Raw genomic sequence first — 16,863 nt, 5'->3', positions numbered from 1 at the left:
ACGCTGCGTCAGATGACACGGGAGATGACGGTGAGGTCACCGGGTCAGCCTCACCCTAGGACTCGATCACAAACGAATCAATGATCCTGTCGGAATCTGTGCGTTCCTGATGGGGGTTCCTGATGGGTGTCATGACACCCGCTTCAGATGGACCGCCGTGCCCGCCCAGTCCCCCGCCGGTAGCTCCAGTGGCAGTCCGTGCTCCATCAGTACGGTCGCGTGGTGCGTGACCCCGGTCGTCACGTCCCGGTGGACCGCCGCCGGGCCGAGGCCGGCGAGGTGGACGGGCAGCTGCGGCCGACCCCGGCGGGGCGCCCGCCGCCAGGCGAGCACCCAGAGTTTCCGCCCGGTCGGCCGCGTCGGTGTTGTCGGACGGCCGAAGCCGGTGGCTTCCCAGGAGTTGCGGAGCACGGGACGTATCTCATCCGCCCTTTGCAGGATGTGAGGCTGATCAACTTTCGTTTCTGAGGACTCCTGCTTTTTTTATTGACAGAGGAAATTAACTCACCTACGTTTCCGGCCCATGCCGACGACCGACCCAGTGGAGGCCTTCCCCGCGGCCACCCCCGCCGCTTCCTTGGTGTTCACCACCGTGCTCTCCCAGGGCCCGCTCTCCCGTGTGGAGCTCTCCCGGCGCACCGGCCTCTCGTCGGCCGCCGTGACCAAGGCCGTGCGCCCGCTCCTGGCGGCCGGGTACTTCGTCGAGGCCGCCGACGACAGTGCCCCGCCCGCCGTCGGCCGGCCCGCCAACCCGGTGCGGGTGGACGGCGGCCGGGCCCTGTTCATCGGTGTGAAGGTGACGGCCGACGAGGTGATCGCGGTCCTCGCGGACCTGTGCTGCCGGATCCGGCTGGCCCGCCACGTGGCGCTCACCGATCGTGCGCCCGGTGCCGTGATCGCCGTGATCGCGGAACTGACGGAGGAATTGAGGACGGAGGCCGAGGGGTTCGGGGTACGGGTGCGGGGCCTCGCGGTCGCCGTCTCCGGCGATGTGGACCGGGCGGCCGGAGTGGTCCGCTACTCCCCGTTCCTCGACTGGCGTGACATCGCCCTCGCCGAACTCACGGCGGCGGCGACCGGGTTGCCCGCCACCGTGGACAACGACGTCCGGGCGCTGACGGTCGCCGAGCAGTGGTTCGGCGCCGGAGTGGGACTCACCGACTTCGCCCTGATCACCGTCGGTGCCGGGATCGGCTGCGGCCTGGTGGTCAACGGGCGGGTGGTCTCCGGGGCGCACGGCGTGGCCGGTGAGATCGGCCATCTGTCCATCGATCCGCGAGGACCGCTGTGCCACTGCGGCAACCACGGCTGCGTCGAGGCGATCGCCTCGGACTCGGCCATCGTGCGCCGTATCCGGCGCGACACGGGCGAGTCCCCGGCCGGCCCCGCGCAGGCGCTCCAACTGGCGCACGGCGGACGTCCGGAGGCCCGCGCGGCATACGCGGACGCGGGCGCGGCGATCGGCCGGGCGATCGGCGCGGTGGTCAATCTGCTCGGCCCCGAGCGCGTGATCATCTCGGGCGAGGGACTCGCGGCGTACGACCTGTTCGCCGCCCAGATCAAGGAAGCGTTCGCCGCGACCGCTTTCAGTACCGCCGATCAGTGCGACGTGATCATCCGTCCGCTGCCGTTCGAGGAGTGGGCGCGCGGGGCCGCGGCCACCGCGATCCAGACCTTCACAGGGTCAGACACCTTCCGGGAGAAGCGATGACGCAGCAGAGCCGCACGCCCGCCACCGGTGGTCCGGGACGACGCGGTGTCCTCAACGGGCTGATGGGAGTGGGCGCCGCCGCCCTCGCCGGGCCTGCCCTGGCGGCGTGCGGAGGCGGTCCTCCCGCCGCGGATCCGAAGTCCGTGACCTTCGGGTCCAACGGCGCCGACGCCACCCCCAAGAAGGCGTACGCGGCCATGACCAGGGCATTCACCGAGAAGACCGGGTTGAAGGCCAAGACCAACACGGTCGACCACGACACCTTCCAGAAGAGCATCTCCAGCTATCTCCAGGGCACCCCGGACGACACCTTCACCTGGTTCGCGGGCTACCGCATGCGGTACTTCGCGGAGAAGAAGCTGGCCGGTCCGGTCGACGACGTGTGGGAGACCATCGGTTCCGGCTTCAGCGAGGCGGCCAAACAGCTCTCCCGGGGTACGGACGGCACGTACTACTTCGTTCCGCTGTACAACTACCCGTGGGCCGTCTTCTACCGGAAGAGCGTCTTCGCGGAGCGCGGCTACACGGCGCCGGCCACCTGGGCGCAGTTCGTCGCGCTGGCCAAGAAGATGAAGAAGGACGGGCTCTCCCCGATCGCCTCCGGCTACGGCGGCGGCGACAGCTGGTCCGTCCTCGGCGCCTTCGACTATCTGAACCTGCGTGCCAACGGCTACGACTTCCACATGGATCTGATGCGCGGCGGCGTGGCCTGGAGCGACCGGCGCATGAACACCGTCCTCGACCTGTGGCGGGAACTCGCCCCGTACTACCAGCCGGGCGGCGGCGGGCGTTCCTGGCAGGACGCGGCGCAGTCGCTGCTCGACAAGAAGTCCGGCATGGCCGTCATCGGACTCTTCCTCGGCCAGCAGGTCACCGACGAGGCACTGCGCGAGGACATCGACTTCTTCCCCTTCCCCGAGATCGACCCGGCGCACGGCAGGGACAGCGTCGAGGCGCCGACCGACGGATTCATGCTCAGCCGCAAGCCCAAGAACGCCGAAGGCGCGCGGAAGTTCCTCGAATTCCTCGGCAGCGCCGAGGCGGAGAGCATCTACCTGAGTGTCGACCCGAGCAATGTCGCCGTTCACAGCAAGGCCGACACCAGCACATACAACGCGCTGCAGAAGAAGTCGGCCGAGCTGATCGGCGCCGCGCGGCACATCACCCAGTTCGGCGACCGCGACAGCGATCCCGGGTTCGTCTCCACCGTCGTGCTGCCCGGCCTGACGCAGTGGCTCGGCCACCCCGACGACGGGGCGGCCACGCTGAAGAAGATCGAGTCCCAGCGCGGGCGCTTCTTCTCCGGCTGATCCGCCCCCGGCCCCCGCTCCCCGGCCCCCGTCGCCCGGCCCCCGTCGCCTCCGTCCGAGGGAAGCCCACTCCTATGACGTCCACGCTCGAAGCACCGGAGGAACCGGTCACGCCGGCCGCGCGCGACGCCTCGGCGCGCCGGCGCCGGCCGCGCCGGCTCGGCCTGCGCGACCGGCTCTTCCTCGGTGTCATCGTCGGTGTACCGCTGCTGGCCCTGCTGGTCCTCGTCTGGCTGCCCGCGCTCGCCTCGTTCGCGCTCTCCCTGACCCGTTGGGACGGCATCTCGCTCTCCGAGATCGACTGGATCGGCTGGGACAACTACCGCGAGATCTTCACCAATTACCCGCCGTTCTGGCCGGCCGTCCAGCACAACGTCATCTGGCTGCTCTTCACCGCACTGCTGCCGACGCCGTTCGGTATATTCCTCGCGTACCAGCTCGACCGGAAGATCCGTTTCACCCGGATCTACCAGACCGCGATCTTCCTGCCCATGGTGCTGTCCCTCGCGGTGGTCGGGCTGATCTGGGAGATCATCTACAACCCGGACAACGGCCTGCTGAACGGCATCATCGGCGCGGCCTCGCCCGGCACCCACATCGACTGGCTCGGCGATCCGGACCTCAACCTGTGGGCGGTGCTCGTCGCGTCCGCGTGGCGGCACACCGGCTACATCATGATCCTCTATCTGGCCGGGCTGAAGGGGTTCGACCCGGCGCTCAAGGAGGCCGCCGCGCTGGACGGCGCCAACGGCCGGCAGACGTTCCTGCGCGTGGTCTTCCCCGCGCTGAAACCGGTCAACATCGTCATCCTCGTCGTCACGGCCATGGAGTCGCTGCGCGCCTTCGACATCGTGTACGTCCTCGGCGGCGGCATCGGCAGCAAGCCCGGCATGGAGCTGCTCTCCCTCCTGATCACCGACAACATCGTCGGCGAGACCAGCCACATCGGCTACGGCTCGGCGATCGCGGTGATCATGCTGCTGGTCTCGCTGACCGCCATCTGCACCTTCCTCGTACAGAACTTCCGCAAGGACAAGGAGGAGCGGTGACCGCGACCGCCACATCCCCGGCCGCCCCGCCACGGCCACCGCACGGGGCGCCTCCCGCGAAGGCGTCACGCCCCCGCGCCCAGACGGGCCGTCATCTCTTCCTCGCCGGCGTCTCGCTGCTCTGGCTGGTCCCGCTGCTGTGGGCGGTGTACACCTCGCTGCGGCCGTACGAGGACACCGCGAGGAACGGCTATCTGTCCTGGCCGAGCGGTCTGAGCCTGGAGAACTTCACCGATGCCTGGGCGCAGTCGGGTCTCGCGCACTTCTTCTGGAACTCGGTGCTCGTCACCGTGCCCGCGGTACTCGGCACGCTGTTCTTCTCCGCCGCGGTCGCCTTCTACGTCTCGCGCTTCGACTTCCGCTGGAACATCGCGCTGCTGATGCTGTTCACCGCGGGGAATCTCCTCCCCGCCCAGGTGCTCATCACACCGCTGTACCGGCTGTACCTCCAGTGGAACCTGCCCGGCTGGATGAGCGACTCGTATCTGCTCTACAACTCCTACTGGGGCATCATCGTCATCCACGTCGCCTACCAGTGCGGCTTCTGCACCTTCGTGCTCAGCAACTACATGAAGACGATCCCCAAGGAGATCACCGAGGCCGCGCTCGTGGACGGCGCTCCCGTCTGGCGGCAGTTCCTCCAGATCGTGCTGCCGCTGTGCCGCCCGGCGTTCGCCGCGCTCGCGACGCTGGAGTCGATCTGGATCTACAACGACTTCTTCTGGCCGCTCGTACTGATCGAGACCGGTGACAAGCGTCCCGTCACCTCCGCGCTCGCGAGCCTGGAGGGGCAGTACTTCACCAATCCCAACCTCATCGCGGCCGGCGCGCTGATGACCGCGGTTCCCACGCTGATCGTGTACTTCGCGCTCCAGCGCCAGTTCATCAGCGGTCTGACGATCGGCGCGGGCAAGTAGCCGGACCCGCCCCCGTACCGCCCCTCTTCACCGGACAACAGGAGGCCCCTTCCCATGCGCCCACCCACCCGCACCGCCGCGAGAACCCTGCGCGCCGCGCTCGTCCTCGCCGTCACGGCAGGTCTCGCGGTCGCCGTGCCGACGACGGCCCAGGGCCAAGGCCCGGCCGAGGCCACCGGCGCGGTGTCCACGGCCCCGGCCGCCGCCACCGGCGGGACGGCCGTCGCCGAGAAGCCGTACAGGGGGTGGAGCAGTTGGAGCCTCCAGACCACCTCGTATCCGGGGGTCAACCCCCGCGGCAACTACAGCTTCCTCACCGAGAGCAATGTGAACCGGCAGACGGACGCCCTGGCGTCGAAGCTGAAGAGGTTCGGCTACGAGTACGTCAACATCGACGCCGGCTGGTGGCGCGGCTGGGACTGGACTCCGGAGTTCGACGCGTACGCGCGCCAGAGGCCCGACACCGAGCGGTTCCCGAGCGGGATGAAGGCGGTCGCGGACCGTATTCACGGCAAGGGACTGAAGGCCGGCATCTACCTCCCCGTGGGTCTGGAGAAGGAGGCGTACGGCGAGGGCGAGCCGCGGATCTGGAACACCGACGACTGCACCACCCGGGACATCGTCCACGGCGATCTGCGGACGACCAACGGCTGGGACAGCTCGTACAAGATCGACTTCTCGAAGCCGTGCGCGCAGAAGTACATCGACTCGCAGGCCCGGCTCATCGCCGACTGGGGATACGACTTCCTCAAACTCGACGGGGTGGGCCCCGGCTCCTTCAAAAGCGGCGACAACTACGACAACCGCGCGGATGTCGCCGCCTGGCAGCAGGCCATCAAGAACACCGGACGCCCCATCCACCTGGAGATCTCGTGGTCGCTCGACATCGACTACGCGGAGGACTGGCAGGCCACGTCCAACGGATGGCGGGTCGACACGGATGTCGAGTGCTACTGCAACACCCTGGTGTCGTGGGAGAACTCGGTCGAGGACCGATGGCGTGACACACCCGGCTGGACCCGCTACGCCGGGCCCGGCGGCTGGAACGACCTGGACGCGATCAATGTCGGCAGCGCTGCCATGAGCGGTCTGACCAAGGCCGAACGGCAGAGCTACATGACCCTCTGGGCGATCGCCAAGTCCCCGCTGTACAGCGGGGACGACCTCACCCAGCTGGACGACTACGGTCTGTCGCTGATGACCAACCGTGACGTGCTGGAGATCAACCAGCGGCCGGGGAGGCCCGCCAAGCCCGTCACCTCCGTCGGCGACGAGCAGGTCTGGGCGTCCGGGAACCCCGACGGCAGCTACACCGTCGCGCTGTTCAACCAGGGGGACTCGCCCTCGCCCGTGACCGCCGACTGGCAGGCACTCGGCTTCACCGGCCAGGCCTCCGTACGGGACGTGTGGAACCGCGAGAGCCTCGGCCGGCACAAGGACGGCATCACCCAGGCCGTACCGGCCCACGGTTCACGGCTGTTCACCGTCACTCCGCAGGGAGCGGAGCTGCGGACGACCGGGTACGAAGCCGAGTCGCCGGACAACGTCCTGACCGGCTCCGCCGCGGTCGCGGGCTGCGACGAGTGCTCGGGCGCCAGGAAGGTCGGCAACCTGTACACCGGCAGCACGCTCCGGTTCACGGACGTGGTCGTCGGCAAGGCCGGCCGCTATCTGGTCAAGGTCGCCTACACCTCCCGCGATCCGCGGCCGGTCGGTGTCTCGGCCAACGGCAAGGCACCTGTCGCGACGGCCTTCCCCGCCACCGGCGGCTGGTCGGCGGTCGACTCGATCAGCGTGCCGGTCACACTGAAGGCGGGCAGTAACACCGTCACCTTCGACAGCGGTGACGGGTACGCGCCGGACATCGACAGGATCGACGTACCGCGCCTCTGACCCCGCTCCGTACTTCCGCGTACCTCCCGTCCGCAGGAATGGAGTTCTTCCGTGCATGACCAGCAGGCGCACCGTCCCGCGCGGTCCGGCCCCGACGACGGCCCGGGCCCCGCCCGCCGTCGTGTGCTCTCCCTGGCCGCCGGCGCCGGAGCCCTCTCCGCACTCGGCGGCCTGCCCGCCTTCGCGGCCTCCGCGCCGCCCAGGCGCCCGGCCGTCTCCCCCCTGCTCTCCGACGGCGAGGGCCCGACGACCCGGATGTGGTACCGCGCCCCCGCCGGTGACACGACGATGCTCGAACGGGCCCTGCCCGTCGGCAACGGCCGGCTCGGCGCCCTGGTCGGCAACGACCCCGGGCACGAACTGCTCTTCGTCTCCGACGCCACGATGTGGACCGGCGGGATCAACGACGAACTGGAAGCGGACGGTCAATTCCCCTACGGACGTGCCGATTTCGGAAGCCTCACTCAACTGGCGCGGGTGACGGTCGACATCCCGGACCACGATCTGGGCACGGTCCACGACTTTCGCCGCGCACTCGACCTCGACGAGGGCCTGGTCACCTCCGGCTACCTCCGGTCCGACGTCGCCTACGAGCGTCGCGTCTTCGCCAGCCACCCCGACGACGCCATCGTCGTCCATTTCTCGCAGGGCGGCGGCGGCCACTACACCGGCACCCTCTCGCTCGACGGCACCCATGGCGAGACCACCTCGGCGGACGCGCGGACGGACAGCCTGTTCCTCGGCGCGGAATTCGCGAACGGGCTGCGCTACGGCGCCGCCGTCACCGCGCGCAGCCGAAGCGGTTCGGTCACCACAAGCGGCTCGCGGATCGTCTTCACGCGGTGTGCCGACCTGACCGTGGTCATCAGCGGCGGAACGGACTACGCCCCCGACGCCGCCACGGGCTTCCGCGCCCCGGGGCTCGATCCGACCGCGCTCGCCAGGACCAAGGTCCGGGACGCCGTACGCCACTCCCCCACCACTCTGCTGCACACCCATGTCGCCGACTACCGCGACCAGTTCGCGGGGATGAGCATCTCGCTGGGCCCCTCGACGACCGAGCAGCGAGCCCTCGACACCTGGGAGCGGCTGAAGCACCGTGCGCAGCAGGACGTACCCGACCCCGAACTCGAAGCGCTCTACCTCCAGTTCGGGCGCTATCTGATGGTGAGCAGTTCGCGGGACGGTCTGCCGGTGGCTCTCCAGGGGCCGTGGCTGGACGGCAACGACCCGGACTGGATGGGCGATTACCACACCGACATCAACCTTCAGATGAACTACTGGCTGGCCGACCGCACCGCGCTCTCGCGCACCTTCGACGCGTTCACCGACTACTGCCTCGCACAGCTTCCGGTCTGGTCGGAGCACACCCGGACCCACTTCAACGATCCGCGCAACCGGTTCCGCAACTCCTCCGGCCGGGTCGCCGGGTGGACCGTGGCGTACTCGACGAACATCTACGGCGGACTCGGCTGGTGGTGGCACCCGCCGGGAAACGCCTGGCTCTGCAACTCGCTGTGGGAGCACTACCAGTACACGCGGGATCTCGCGCACGTGAAGAAGATCTACCCGATGCTCAAGGGTGCCTGCGAGTTCTGGGAGACCCGGCTGGTGACCACGACGGTCGAGGACGCGGAGACCGGCGAGGAGCGCGAGGTCCTCGTCGCCGACAACGACTGGTCACCCGAGCACGGCCCCCAGGACACGAAGGGCATCACCTACGCGCAGGAGGTGGTCCGCGACCTGTTCGCCAACTACCGGGAGGCATGCGGGCTCCTGGGCAGGGACGCGGCGTTCGCCAGGACGGTGGCCGGGCTCCAGGAACGGCTGTACCTGCCCGAGGTCAGTCCGAAGAGCGGTTGGCTCCAGGAGTGGATGTCCCCCGACAACCTCGGCGAGACCACCCACCGTCATCTCTCGCCGCTGATGGGCCTGTTCCCCGGCGACCGTATCCGCCCCGACGCCTCGCCCGCGGCGCTGGTGAAGGGCGCCACCGAACTCCTCGCCGCCCGTGGCATGGAGAGCTTCGGCTGGGCGAACGCCTGGCGCGCCCTGTGCTGGGCGCGGCTGAAGCACGCGGACCACGCGTACGCGCTCGTCATCAACAACCTGCGGCCCTCCGTCGACGGCGGCAACGGCAGTTCGATGAACCTCTTCGACATCTACGAGGTCGAGAAGGGCCGGGGAATCTTCCAGATCGAGTCCAACTTCGGCACCCCGGCCGCCATGATCGAGATGCTGCTCCACTCGCGGCCCGGCCATATCGAGCTGCTTCCGGCGCTGCCCGCCGCCTGGGCGCGGTCCGGCTCGGTGACCGGCATCGGCGCGCGCGGCGGTTTCGTCGTCGATCTGAGCTGGCGTGACGGGAAGGTCCGTGAGGCGAGGATCCGCAGTGTCGGCGGGCGCAGGACGAGGGTCACGGCCGGCGGCGTCTCGCACGAGGTGGACATCCGGTCCGGGAGGACCGTCACCCTGCGGGACTTCGGATGAGCGGGTCCGTACGCCGAGCCGTGCTCCGTGCCGTACGCCTCGTGCTGATCGGTGTGCCGGCTCTCGGCACGACACTGCTGGGACCGGCGCACACTCCGCCGGCCGGTCCGGCCGGCGCCGCCGGGACCATCGTCGTCCCTCCCCCTCCCGCGCGGTCCGTCGTCACCTGGGCGGCGAGCGCGGACCGGATGGGTGACGCGGCCGGCGACCGGAGTTACCGGCTGGTCCTGCGGACGAGCTCGGGCGGCACGGGACTGCGGGTCCGGGTCTCCAACGCCTTCGGGGACCGGCCCCTGGTCATCGGCGGCGCGTACGCCGGGCTCCGCGACAGCGGCGCCCGGCTGCGCCCCGGCAGCAACCGGAGGATCGTGTTCGGCGGGTCCGCGTCCGTGACTCTGGCGCCGGGCGAGATCCGCTACAGCGACCGGCTGCCCGGCCGGGTCCCGGCGACGAGCGATCTGGCCGTCAGTCTGTACGTACGGGACGCGGGCGGATCCGCGACCGGTCACGGGATGGCGCTCCGGACGTCGTACGCCACGCGTGGCGACCACGCGGCGGAGGAGCGCGACGGCGCGTACACGGAGCGGCTGGGGTCGTGGTTCTACCTGGACGCGGTCACCGTGGACGCGGACCGCGGCGACGGCGGCGCCGTCGTGACGCTCGGGGACTCCATCACGGACGGCTGGCAGTCGAGCACCGATAAGAACCAGCGCTGGCCCGATCACCTCGCCCGACGGCTGCGCGCCTCCGCGGACTCCACCGTGACAGGCGTGGCGAACGCGGGGATCTCGGGCAACCGGGTCCTGGCGGACGGCGCCGCGCCGAGCGCGCTCCAGCGGCTCGACCGGGATGTGCTGTCGCTGCCGGGTGTGCGCACGGTCGTCCTGTTCGAGGGAATCAACGACATCGTGTCGCACCCCGGCGTCACGGCCGCCGCCCTGACGGCGGGGTACCGCGAGATCATCGACCGGTCGCACGCGGCGGGACTCTGCGTCGTCGGCGCCACCGTCCTGCCGTTCCAGGGCTGGTCGGAGTGGAGTCTCCAGAAGGAGGCCGTACGCGCCGAGGTGAACGAGTGGATCCGTACGAGCGGGGCGGTCGACGCCGTCGCGGACTTCGACAAGGTGCTGCGCAGCCCGTACGACGCCCGGCGGATCCTGCCGACGTTCGACGGGGGCGACCATCTGCACCCCAACGACAAGGGCATGCAGGCCATGGCCGACTCGGTCGCCCTGCAGTCCCTGGAGTGCGAGCGCGGTCGGTGAGGCCTGCGGCGAGGCGTAACGGGCCCGGAGTTCGTCAGGCGGGTGCTCCCAGCTCGGTCAGGGCCGCGTCGAGCGCGGCCGGTGTGGTGGTCGCGTGGATGCTGAAACGTATGCGGTCGTCGCCGTGCACGGTCGCGGTCACGCCCGCCGCGTCGAGCCGTTTGTGGACGGTTCCGGCCGCGCCGTGCGCGATGCCCACCACGACGAGGCCCGCGCGCTCGTGCGGTGCGACGGGCGACAGCACCGGCAGGTCCGCGGCGAGGAGCCGGTCGATGAAGGCGGTCGCCGTCTCCTCGATACGACGCTGCACGGTGGCGACCCCGACCGACTCCAGCTGGGCGAGCGCCGTCGCGAGCGCCCCGGACGCGAACGGTGATCCGTTGGTCGTCGAGAAGCGCTGCGCGCCGGGGAGCGGTTCGTGGGGCACGCCGTCGTAGTGCGAGGGCATCTCGACACCGGTCCAGCCGCCGAGAACCGGCCGGAGGCGGGCGAGGCCCCGCGCGGAGAGGGCCACGAAGCCCGTGCCCCACCCCGCTCTGAGCCACTTCTGACCGCCGACGACGAGTGCGTCGGCCATGGTCCAGTCGTGGTCGACGACACCGAACCCCTGGATGCCGTCGACCACGAGGAGGCGGTCGCCGATCGCCGCGCGGATGCCGGCCAGGTCGGCGCGGAAGCCGGTGCGGAAGTCCACCGCGCTGACCGCCACCGCGACGGTGTCCGGCGTGAGGGAGGCCGCCACGCGTTCGGGCGTCACCGGCGCGAGCCCGTCCCCGGGCACGGCGGGCAGCGTACGCACGGTGATGAGCCCGGCGTCCCGCGCCCGCCACCACGCGTACAGGTTCGAGGGGAACTCTGCGCCGCTGACGAGCACCGCGCCCCCCGGCAGTCCGAAGGCGATCTGCAGAAGACCGAAGGACGTGCTGGGCGTCAGCGCCACCGCGCCGCGGTCGAACCCGGTGAGGCGCGCGACCGCCGCGAGCGCGTGCTCGTCCCGCGCGTGCAGTCCCGCCGAGGGAACACCGGCGCTCGCCTCCGCCGTGAGCCGGCCGATCGTCTCCACGACGGCGCGCGACGGTGGCCCGTAGTTGCCGAAGTTGAGATATCCGGTCGGCTCCGCGAAGGAGGCGAGGTAGTCGTCGAGCTCTGCCGTCACGCGGAAACTCCCTGGAGGACGGTCGGTCGGGAACACCCTTCATACCTCACGGCCCGCGGGCCGCCGGACGTCAGGGTTTCATCGGCGCCGCGGCCGCGGCCTCGGTGACGGCGGCGCCCTCCGCCCGGCTCAGCAGCCCGGCGGCCTCCCACGCACGGACGGTGGCGTTCACCGCCCGCAGGAACGCCCGGCGGTCGGTGAACGGGGCGCCCGCCCACAGCCGGTCGAGGAAGGTGGTGCCGCTCGCGTCGGCGCGGTTCGCGACGCCCGCGTCGGTGCCGGCGAACACGATCCGCGGCTCCTCCCGGCGGAAGTAGGCGTGGTAGGGGTCGGTGTCGCCCAGGTAGAACGGCTCGAACGGCACCCCGCCCGCCGTGAACGTCATCGGCCGCTCCCCCGCCTCGGCGACGGCGGCGAGGTCGCCGGAGAGCGTCAGGGACCCGTACCACGACATCGGCAGGGCCCCCGGACTCGCCGACTTGGCGACGAGCGCGACGGGCCCGTTGAGCAGGGCCTGCAGACCGGGGTCGTCGAGGGCCCGCTCGACCCGCAGCCGGAACGGGAAGCGGGCCTCGACCCGGTCGCCGTTCCGCCAGGTCCTGGCGAGGCTCGCGTACCCGTCGCTGCCCACCCGTACGGTCTGCTGCCGGTCGTTGACCGTGATCGTGAAGCCGGAGCGGGCCCACGACGGCACCCGCAGGCGCAGGTCGAGCCGGCCGCCGCCGGTGATCGTCAGGGTGGTGGTGTCCGACCTGGGGTAGTCGCCGCGCTGGGTCACGGTCAGTCCCCGCTCCGCCCACCGCAGGGTCGACGGGAGATACAGGTTGACGTAGAGCGCGTCGCCGCGCGGTGACCGGAAGTAGATGGAGTCCTGGTACTTGGTGTGGTTCTCCAGCCCGGTGCCGCCGCAGCACGTGCCGGTGTTGCCGTATCCCCGTCGCACGCCGGGGCCGACCGGCACCATGTACGTGACCAGCGGGTCGTCGGTGCTGTCGGTGTCCTGCCGGGAGGCGAGGATCTGGTTGACCAGCGTCTTCTCGTAGTAGTCGAAGAACCGCGCGTCCGGCGCGTGCAGGAACAGCCCCCGCGCCACCTTGAGCATGTTGTACGCCGCGCACGACTCGGCGTTGGTCGTCGTGACGATGCTGCCCGCGATGACGTCCCGTCCGCGGAAGACCTCGCCCTGGCCGGTGCCGCCGTGCACGTAGGTGCGGTGCGGCACGACCATGTCGAAGAAGTGGGCCGCGGCCTTCCGGTAGTCCTCGCCGCCGCCGTTCTCGAAGAGGCGGAGATAGCCGAGGAACTGCGGGATGTGCTGGTTCGCGTGCTTGCCGTCGAGGCTGTCGGTGCCGGCCACGCAGTCGGCGAGCAGAGCGGTGTTGTCGAAGCAGCGCGCCGTGGCCAGGAACGTCGCGTCGCCGGTCAGCGCGTACAGGTCGGCCATGACCTCGTTCATGCCGCCGTACTCCCCGGCGATGTACAGCGACCACATCCGGTCGAGCTGCTCGCGGGGCAGCGCGCCGAGCCGGCTGTGCACCCACTCCCCCATCCCCGTCGCGACGGCGAGCGCCGTCGTGTTGCCGGTGAGGGTGTACGCGTCGAGCAGCCCCCGCATGATCTTGTGGCAGGTGTAGTACGGCGCCCAGATCGCCGGGTACGTCGCGTACGACTCCAGCTGGATGAACTGCGTCTCGGGGTAGGCCGCGAGGAAACCGGCGTGGCTCGGGCCGGGGGCACCGCCGAGGCCGGTGACGACCGCCGCGTCCCAGCCGCGTCCCGAGGAGTCGGCGACCGCCGAACCGGACGTCTCGTCGAACCGGTACCAGGCGAGGTTGCCGTGCGTGCCTCCCTCGGCGGCCGCGAGCGTGGCGATCTCCGCCGCGTCGAGGGCACGGTCGTACAGGTGGAACTCGTCGACGGTGCCCGCCAGGTGCGCGTCCCCGAACTGGGAACGGCCGATCCAGTTGTTCTTCGGGGCGCCCAGGTCGGCCGGCGAGAGGGTCATCGCCGGGTTCGTGCCGGCGACCGCGCCGTCGACGTAGAGGGTCCCCGTGCCGCCCGTGAGGGTGACCGCGAGATGGACCCACCGTCCGACCGGCACGGGCGCGGCGCCCCGGATCCGCTGCTCGGCGGAGCTGCCGCCGGTGGTGATCGCGAAGCGGGGGCCGGCGCCGTCGTCGGCGGTCAGGAACATGTAGGTGCCGGTGCCGGTGCCGAAGTCGAACACCCGCGACCAGGTCCGCTTCTCGGCGAGCCGTACCCACACGGCGATGGTGAACGTGTCGAGGCCGTCCACGGTGGCGTCGGGCAGCCCGACGTACTGTCCGTCACCGGTGAGTTGGAGCCCGCCGCCGGCCCGGCCGGTCGACCACACGGCCGGTGGCGGCGGTGTGCCGGGCCGGCCGACCTGGGCGGTCCAGGCATCCTGGCACTCCTTGAGCCCGGCGACGACGGCGTCGAGCTTGTCCTTGAACACGGCCTCCCCGGTGCCCGCCCACGCCTGGGCGAGCATCGACAGGAAGTGCCCGCTGTAGTGCCCGCGCAGGTTGCCCGTCGCGTCGTCCCAGCCGCCCGGCGGCTCGGCGCCCCCGGTGTCCAGCCCCGCCGCGGCGCGGAAATTGCTGAGGACACGGTCGACGGGGTAGGCGCGGGCGTAGGCGAGGATACGGTCGCGTTTCTCGGTGAACAGGCTCGCCCCGAGGTCGACCTGGTCGAGGGAGAACGGGACGGCCCGCCACGACGCGGGAACCGGGAGGCGGTCGACCCGCGGCCGGCCGGCGACGCCGCCCGTTCCCACCGGGCCGGCCGGGGCCGCGGCCACCGGTCCGGCTTCGGCCACGCCGACCAGGGTCGCACCGGCGGCCCCCGCTCCGTACCGCAGCAGCCGGCGACGGGACATCGCGTTGTGCGTCATATCTGCATTCACTCCCGGTCCAAGTCGGTAAAGGGTTTCTTCGGTCATGGACGGCATCGCAATGCTTTTCCGAAACGTTTTCGGTGCCGATATCGACCGACGACGCCGGAAAGGCCCGCCGGGGTGCGGCGGACCGAACACGCTCCCGGCCCGGGGAGGCAGATCGGGCCGGGAGCGGGGGAATTCCGGAGGCCACCGAATCAAGAATCCTTCCCCGGCGGGGACTTCTCCGATTCCGGCGGCCTGCCGAGGCGGCCCACCGTGCTAGGAGATCGCCAGGTCGGCGCTGGGGAAGGCGGTGAACGACGGGTTGATGTCGGACTCGCCGCCGCGGCCGTCGCAGCCCCGGTCCGGGTTGAACATCAGGTAGGTGCCGGCGGCGCAGGTGATGGCGAGTTCGGCGTCCCCGCCGACGACGATGTTCCCGGACAGGTTGGCGCCGCCCTGGATCAGGGCGTTGTCCTTGACCACGGCGTTGCCGCCGACGGTACCGCCGTTGACCCAGCCGAGCCCCTCGACGCGGGCGTTGCCGGTGACCGTACCGGCGTAGACCGCGGCCTTCGGGCCGACATAGGCCGAGGCGGCGACATTGGCGCTGTTGGAGACCCAGCCGCCGCCGTTGGCGTGCCAGTGTCCGCCGCCGGTCGCGGCGGGCTTGACATGGCCGGGCTCGAAGCCGGACGGGGTGGCACCGGAGAGGCGGAACTCGTACGGGAAGCGCCGGGCCTTGGTGTAGCCGTCCAGGAAGCCGTAGTGCGGCACCGCGGTCGGGGTGGCGGTGACGACCAGCCAGACCTCGCTCTCGCCGGACTGCAACTGGAAGCTGATCTGCCCGTCGGTGCCCGAGGTCAGCGGCGAGTAGCGTGCCGTGCCGCCCCGCATCGCGACCAGTCCGAACGTCCAGCCGCTCGCGCCGGTCTCCGCGTGCCCCTTCAGCCGGATCTTCACGAGCCCACCGGCCTGCGCGGGCACGAGCTTGATCTTGTTGAAGCCGTAGTCCGAGGGCGCGACCCGCGCGTTGATCCGGTAGTGGCCCAGGCCCTGGTCGACGGCCTCGACGTTGCCCCCGTTGTACGCGTTGAGGAAGCCCGCGCCGTACACGTTGTTGAGGAACGGCATCAGCGTCGAGCGGTTGCCGAAGTCGTAGTTGACGGTGCGGGTGGCGTACTCGCCGACCCGCCGGTTCAGTTCGGACTGGGTGATCCCGGCGATCCGGCGGTACGTCTCCAGCGGGTGCTCGGTGCTGCGCGCCTCGTTCCAGATCCGGTTGAACATCGCCAGACCGTCCCGGTCCTTGATGTACTGCGCCAGCATCCAGTTGCCGTAGTGGTGCCGGCTGGAACTGAAGTACAGGTTCTCCGAACGCAGCCAGCGGGTGAGGTCCCCCGCCGCGGTGGTGGGCAGCGCCTGCATCGCCATGAACTCGGCGCTGGTCTCCCAGAACGTGCCCGCGCTCGGATCGACGAAGCCGGCGCCGGACCGGCCCAGGAACGTGTAGTTCTGGAAGACATGGGCGAGTTCGTGCGCCAGCCCCCACGAACCGGGCAGCGCGGCGCCCGGGGCGACGTTGATGACGCCGACCCTGTTGTCCACAGAGCCGCCACTGGCCCAGGCGTCCAGCGCGGTGCGGTTCCAGGTCCGGGTGACGATCACGATGATCTTGTGCTGTGCCAGCAGCCCGGTCTCCGGGGTGAAGGCCATCGTGCTGACGTAGAACCGGTAGAGGTTCTCCAACTGGGTGATGACGCTGTTCGGGTCGAAGTTGTACGGCGAGGGCGCCGACACCGGGTTGGTGCCCGACTTCTCGCCCCACAGCAGGATGAAGTTGTCGGACTCCCGGCTCCGGTCGGCCGACCAGGGCACCTCGCCCGTCTGGGTCCATCTCGCGGGGATGTACACGGACTTCGCGGCGGGCGCCGACGGGCGGGCCGTCGCCGACGGCGCGACCGAGGCACCGGTCACCAGCGTGAGAGTCAGTACGACAGCGAGCCACAGTGGCCGTAATCGAGCCTGCAGAAGCGTCACGACGGAAACACCATCCCGTTGGGGGCCGATGATGGTTGCCACGCCGACCTTTCGGGCCTTTTCCCGGGCACCGGACAAGGACGGTGGACGCAGAGGACTCCGGTGCGCGCGTGAAGGCCGACACTGATGGACG

Annotated in this window: 11 protein-coding genes; 7 read left to right on the top strand and 4 right to left on the bottom strand. The window is 70.4% G+C overall.

What is annotated here, in order from left to right; all coding sequences use genetic code 11:
* Positions 1-129: 129 nt before the first annotated feature.
* Complete coding sequence (locus tag ACFXKG_RS30180) at positions 130-411, bottom strand: GH36 C-terminal domain-containing protein (protein WP_384845790.1); 282 nt, start codon at positions 409-411, stop codon at positions 130-132.
* Positions 412-523: 112 nt separating this feature from the next.
* Between ACFXKG_RS30180 and ACFXKG_RS30175 the strand changes: the two genes are divergently transcribed.
* The 7 genes from ACFXKG_RS30175 to ACFXKG_RS30145 all read left to right on the top strand — a co-directional run bounded on the left by ACFXKG_RS30175 (position 524) and on the right by ACFXKG_RS30145 (position 10,635).
* Positions 524-1,711 (top strand): ROK family protein, encoded by a 1,188-nt coding sequence (locus tag ACFXKG_RS30175; RefSeq protein ID WP_384845788.1) that lies wholly within the window; start codon positions 524-526, stop codon positions 1,709-1,711.
* Entirely contained in the window at positions 1,708-3,021 is a 1,314-nt protein-coding gene (locus ACFXKG_RS30170; RefSeq protein ID WP_384845786.1) for an ABC transporter substrate-binding protein, read from the top strand. The genes ACFXKG_RS30175 and ACFXKG_RS30170 overlap by 4 nt, the downstream gene beginning before the upstream one ends.
* A 74-nt stretch (positions 3,022-3,095) precedes the next feature.
* A complete protein-coding gene (locus ACFXKG_RS30165; protein ID WP_384845784.1) occupies positions 3,096-4,070 on the top strand; it encodes a carbohydrate ABC transporter permease in 975 nt (324 codons plus the stop codon).
* On the top strand, positions 4,067-4,987 hold the full coding sequence (locus ACFXKG_RS30160) for a carbohydrate ABC transporter permease (RefSeq protein ID WP_384845782.1): 921 nt from the start codon (positions 4,067-4,069) through the stop codon (positions 4,985-4,987). The genes ACFXKG_RS30165 and ACFXKG_RS30160 overlap by 4 nt, the downstream gene beginning before the upstream one ends.
* Positions 4,988-5,041: 54 nt before the next feature.
* Positions 5,042-6,880, top strand: coding sequence for an alpha-galactosidase D (locus ACFXKG_RS30155; RefSeq protein ID WP_384845780.1), 1,839 nt, complete (start codon positions 5,042-5,044; stop codon positions 6,878-6,880).
* A gap of 51 nt (positions 6,881-6,931) precedes the next feature.
* Positions 6,932-9,370, top strand: coding sequence for a glycoside hydrolase N-terminal domain-containing protein (locus ACFXKG_RS30150; protein WP_384845778.1), 2,439 nt, complete (start codon positions 6,932-6,934; stop codon positions 9,368-9,370).
* Positions 9,367-10,635 (top strand): SGNH/GDSL hydrolase family protein, encoded by a 1,269-nt coding sequence (locus ACFXKG_RS30145; RefSeq protein WP_384845776.1) that lies wholly within the window; start codon positions 9,367-9,369, stop codon positions 10,633-10,635. Before ACFXKG_RS30150 ends, ACFXKG_RS30145 begins: the two co-directional genes overlap by 4 nt.
* Before the next feature lie 34 nt (positions 10,636-10,669).
* Here the strand turns inward: ACFXKG_RS30145 and ACFXKG_RS30140 are convergent, their stop codons facing one another.
* The 3 genes from ACFXKG_RS30140 to ACFXKG_RS30130 all read right to left on the bottom strand — a co-directional run bounded on the left by ACFXKG_RS30140 (position 10,670) and on the right by ACFXKG_RS30130 (position 16,730).
* The gene (locus ACFXKG_RS30140) at positions 10,670-11,791 is read right to left on the bottom strand and encodes an aminotransferase class V-fold PLP-dependent enzyme (RefSeq protein ID WP_384845774.1); all 1,122 of its coding nucleotides are present in this window, start codon (positions 11,789-11,791) and stop codon (positions 10,670-10,672) included.
* Between the two features lie 70 nt (positions 11,792-11,861).
* The gene (locus tag ACFXKG_RS30135; protein ID WP_384845772.1) at positions 11,862-14,705 is read right to left on the bottom strand and encodes a beta-L-arabinofuranosidase domain-containing protein; all 2,844 of its coding nucleotides are present in this window, start codon (positions 14,703-14,705) and stop codon (positions 11,862-11,864) included.
* 264 nt (positions 14,706-14,969) lie between these two features.
* On the bottom strand, positions 14,970-16,730 hold the full coding sequence (locus tag ACFXKG_RS30130; protein ID WP_384845770.1) for a DUF6055 domain-containing protein: 1,761 nt from the start codon (positions 16,728-16,730) through the stop codon (positions 14,970-14,972).
* Positions 16,731-16,863 lie beyond the last annotated feature (133 nt).

The sequence above is a fragment of the Streptomyces sp. NPDC059255 genome (assembly GCF_042752355.1).
In the GTDB taxonomy this organism is placed as follows: Bacteria; Actinomycetota; Actinomycetes; order Streptomycetales; family Streptomycetaceae; genus Streptomyces.
Note: the sequence above shows the minus strand (reverse complement) of the source record. Positions and strands in the feature narration are given on the sequence as shown.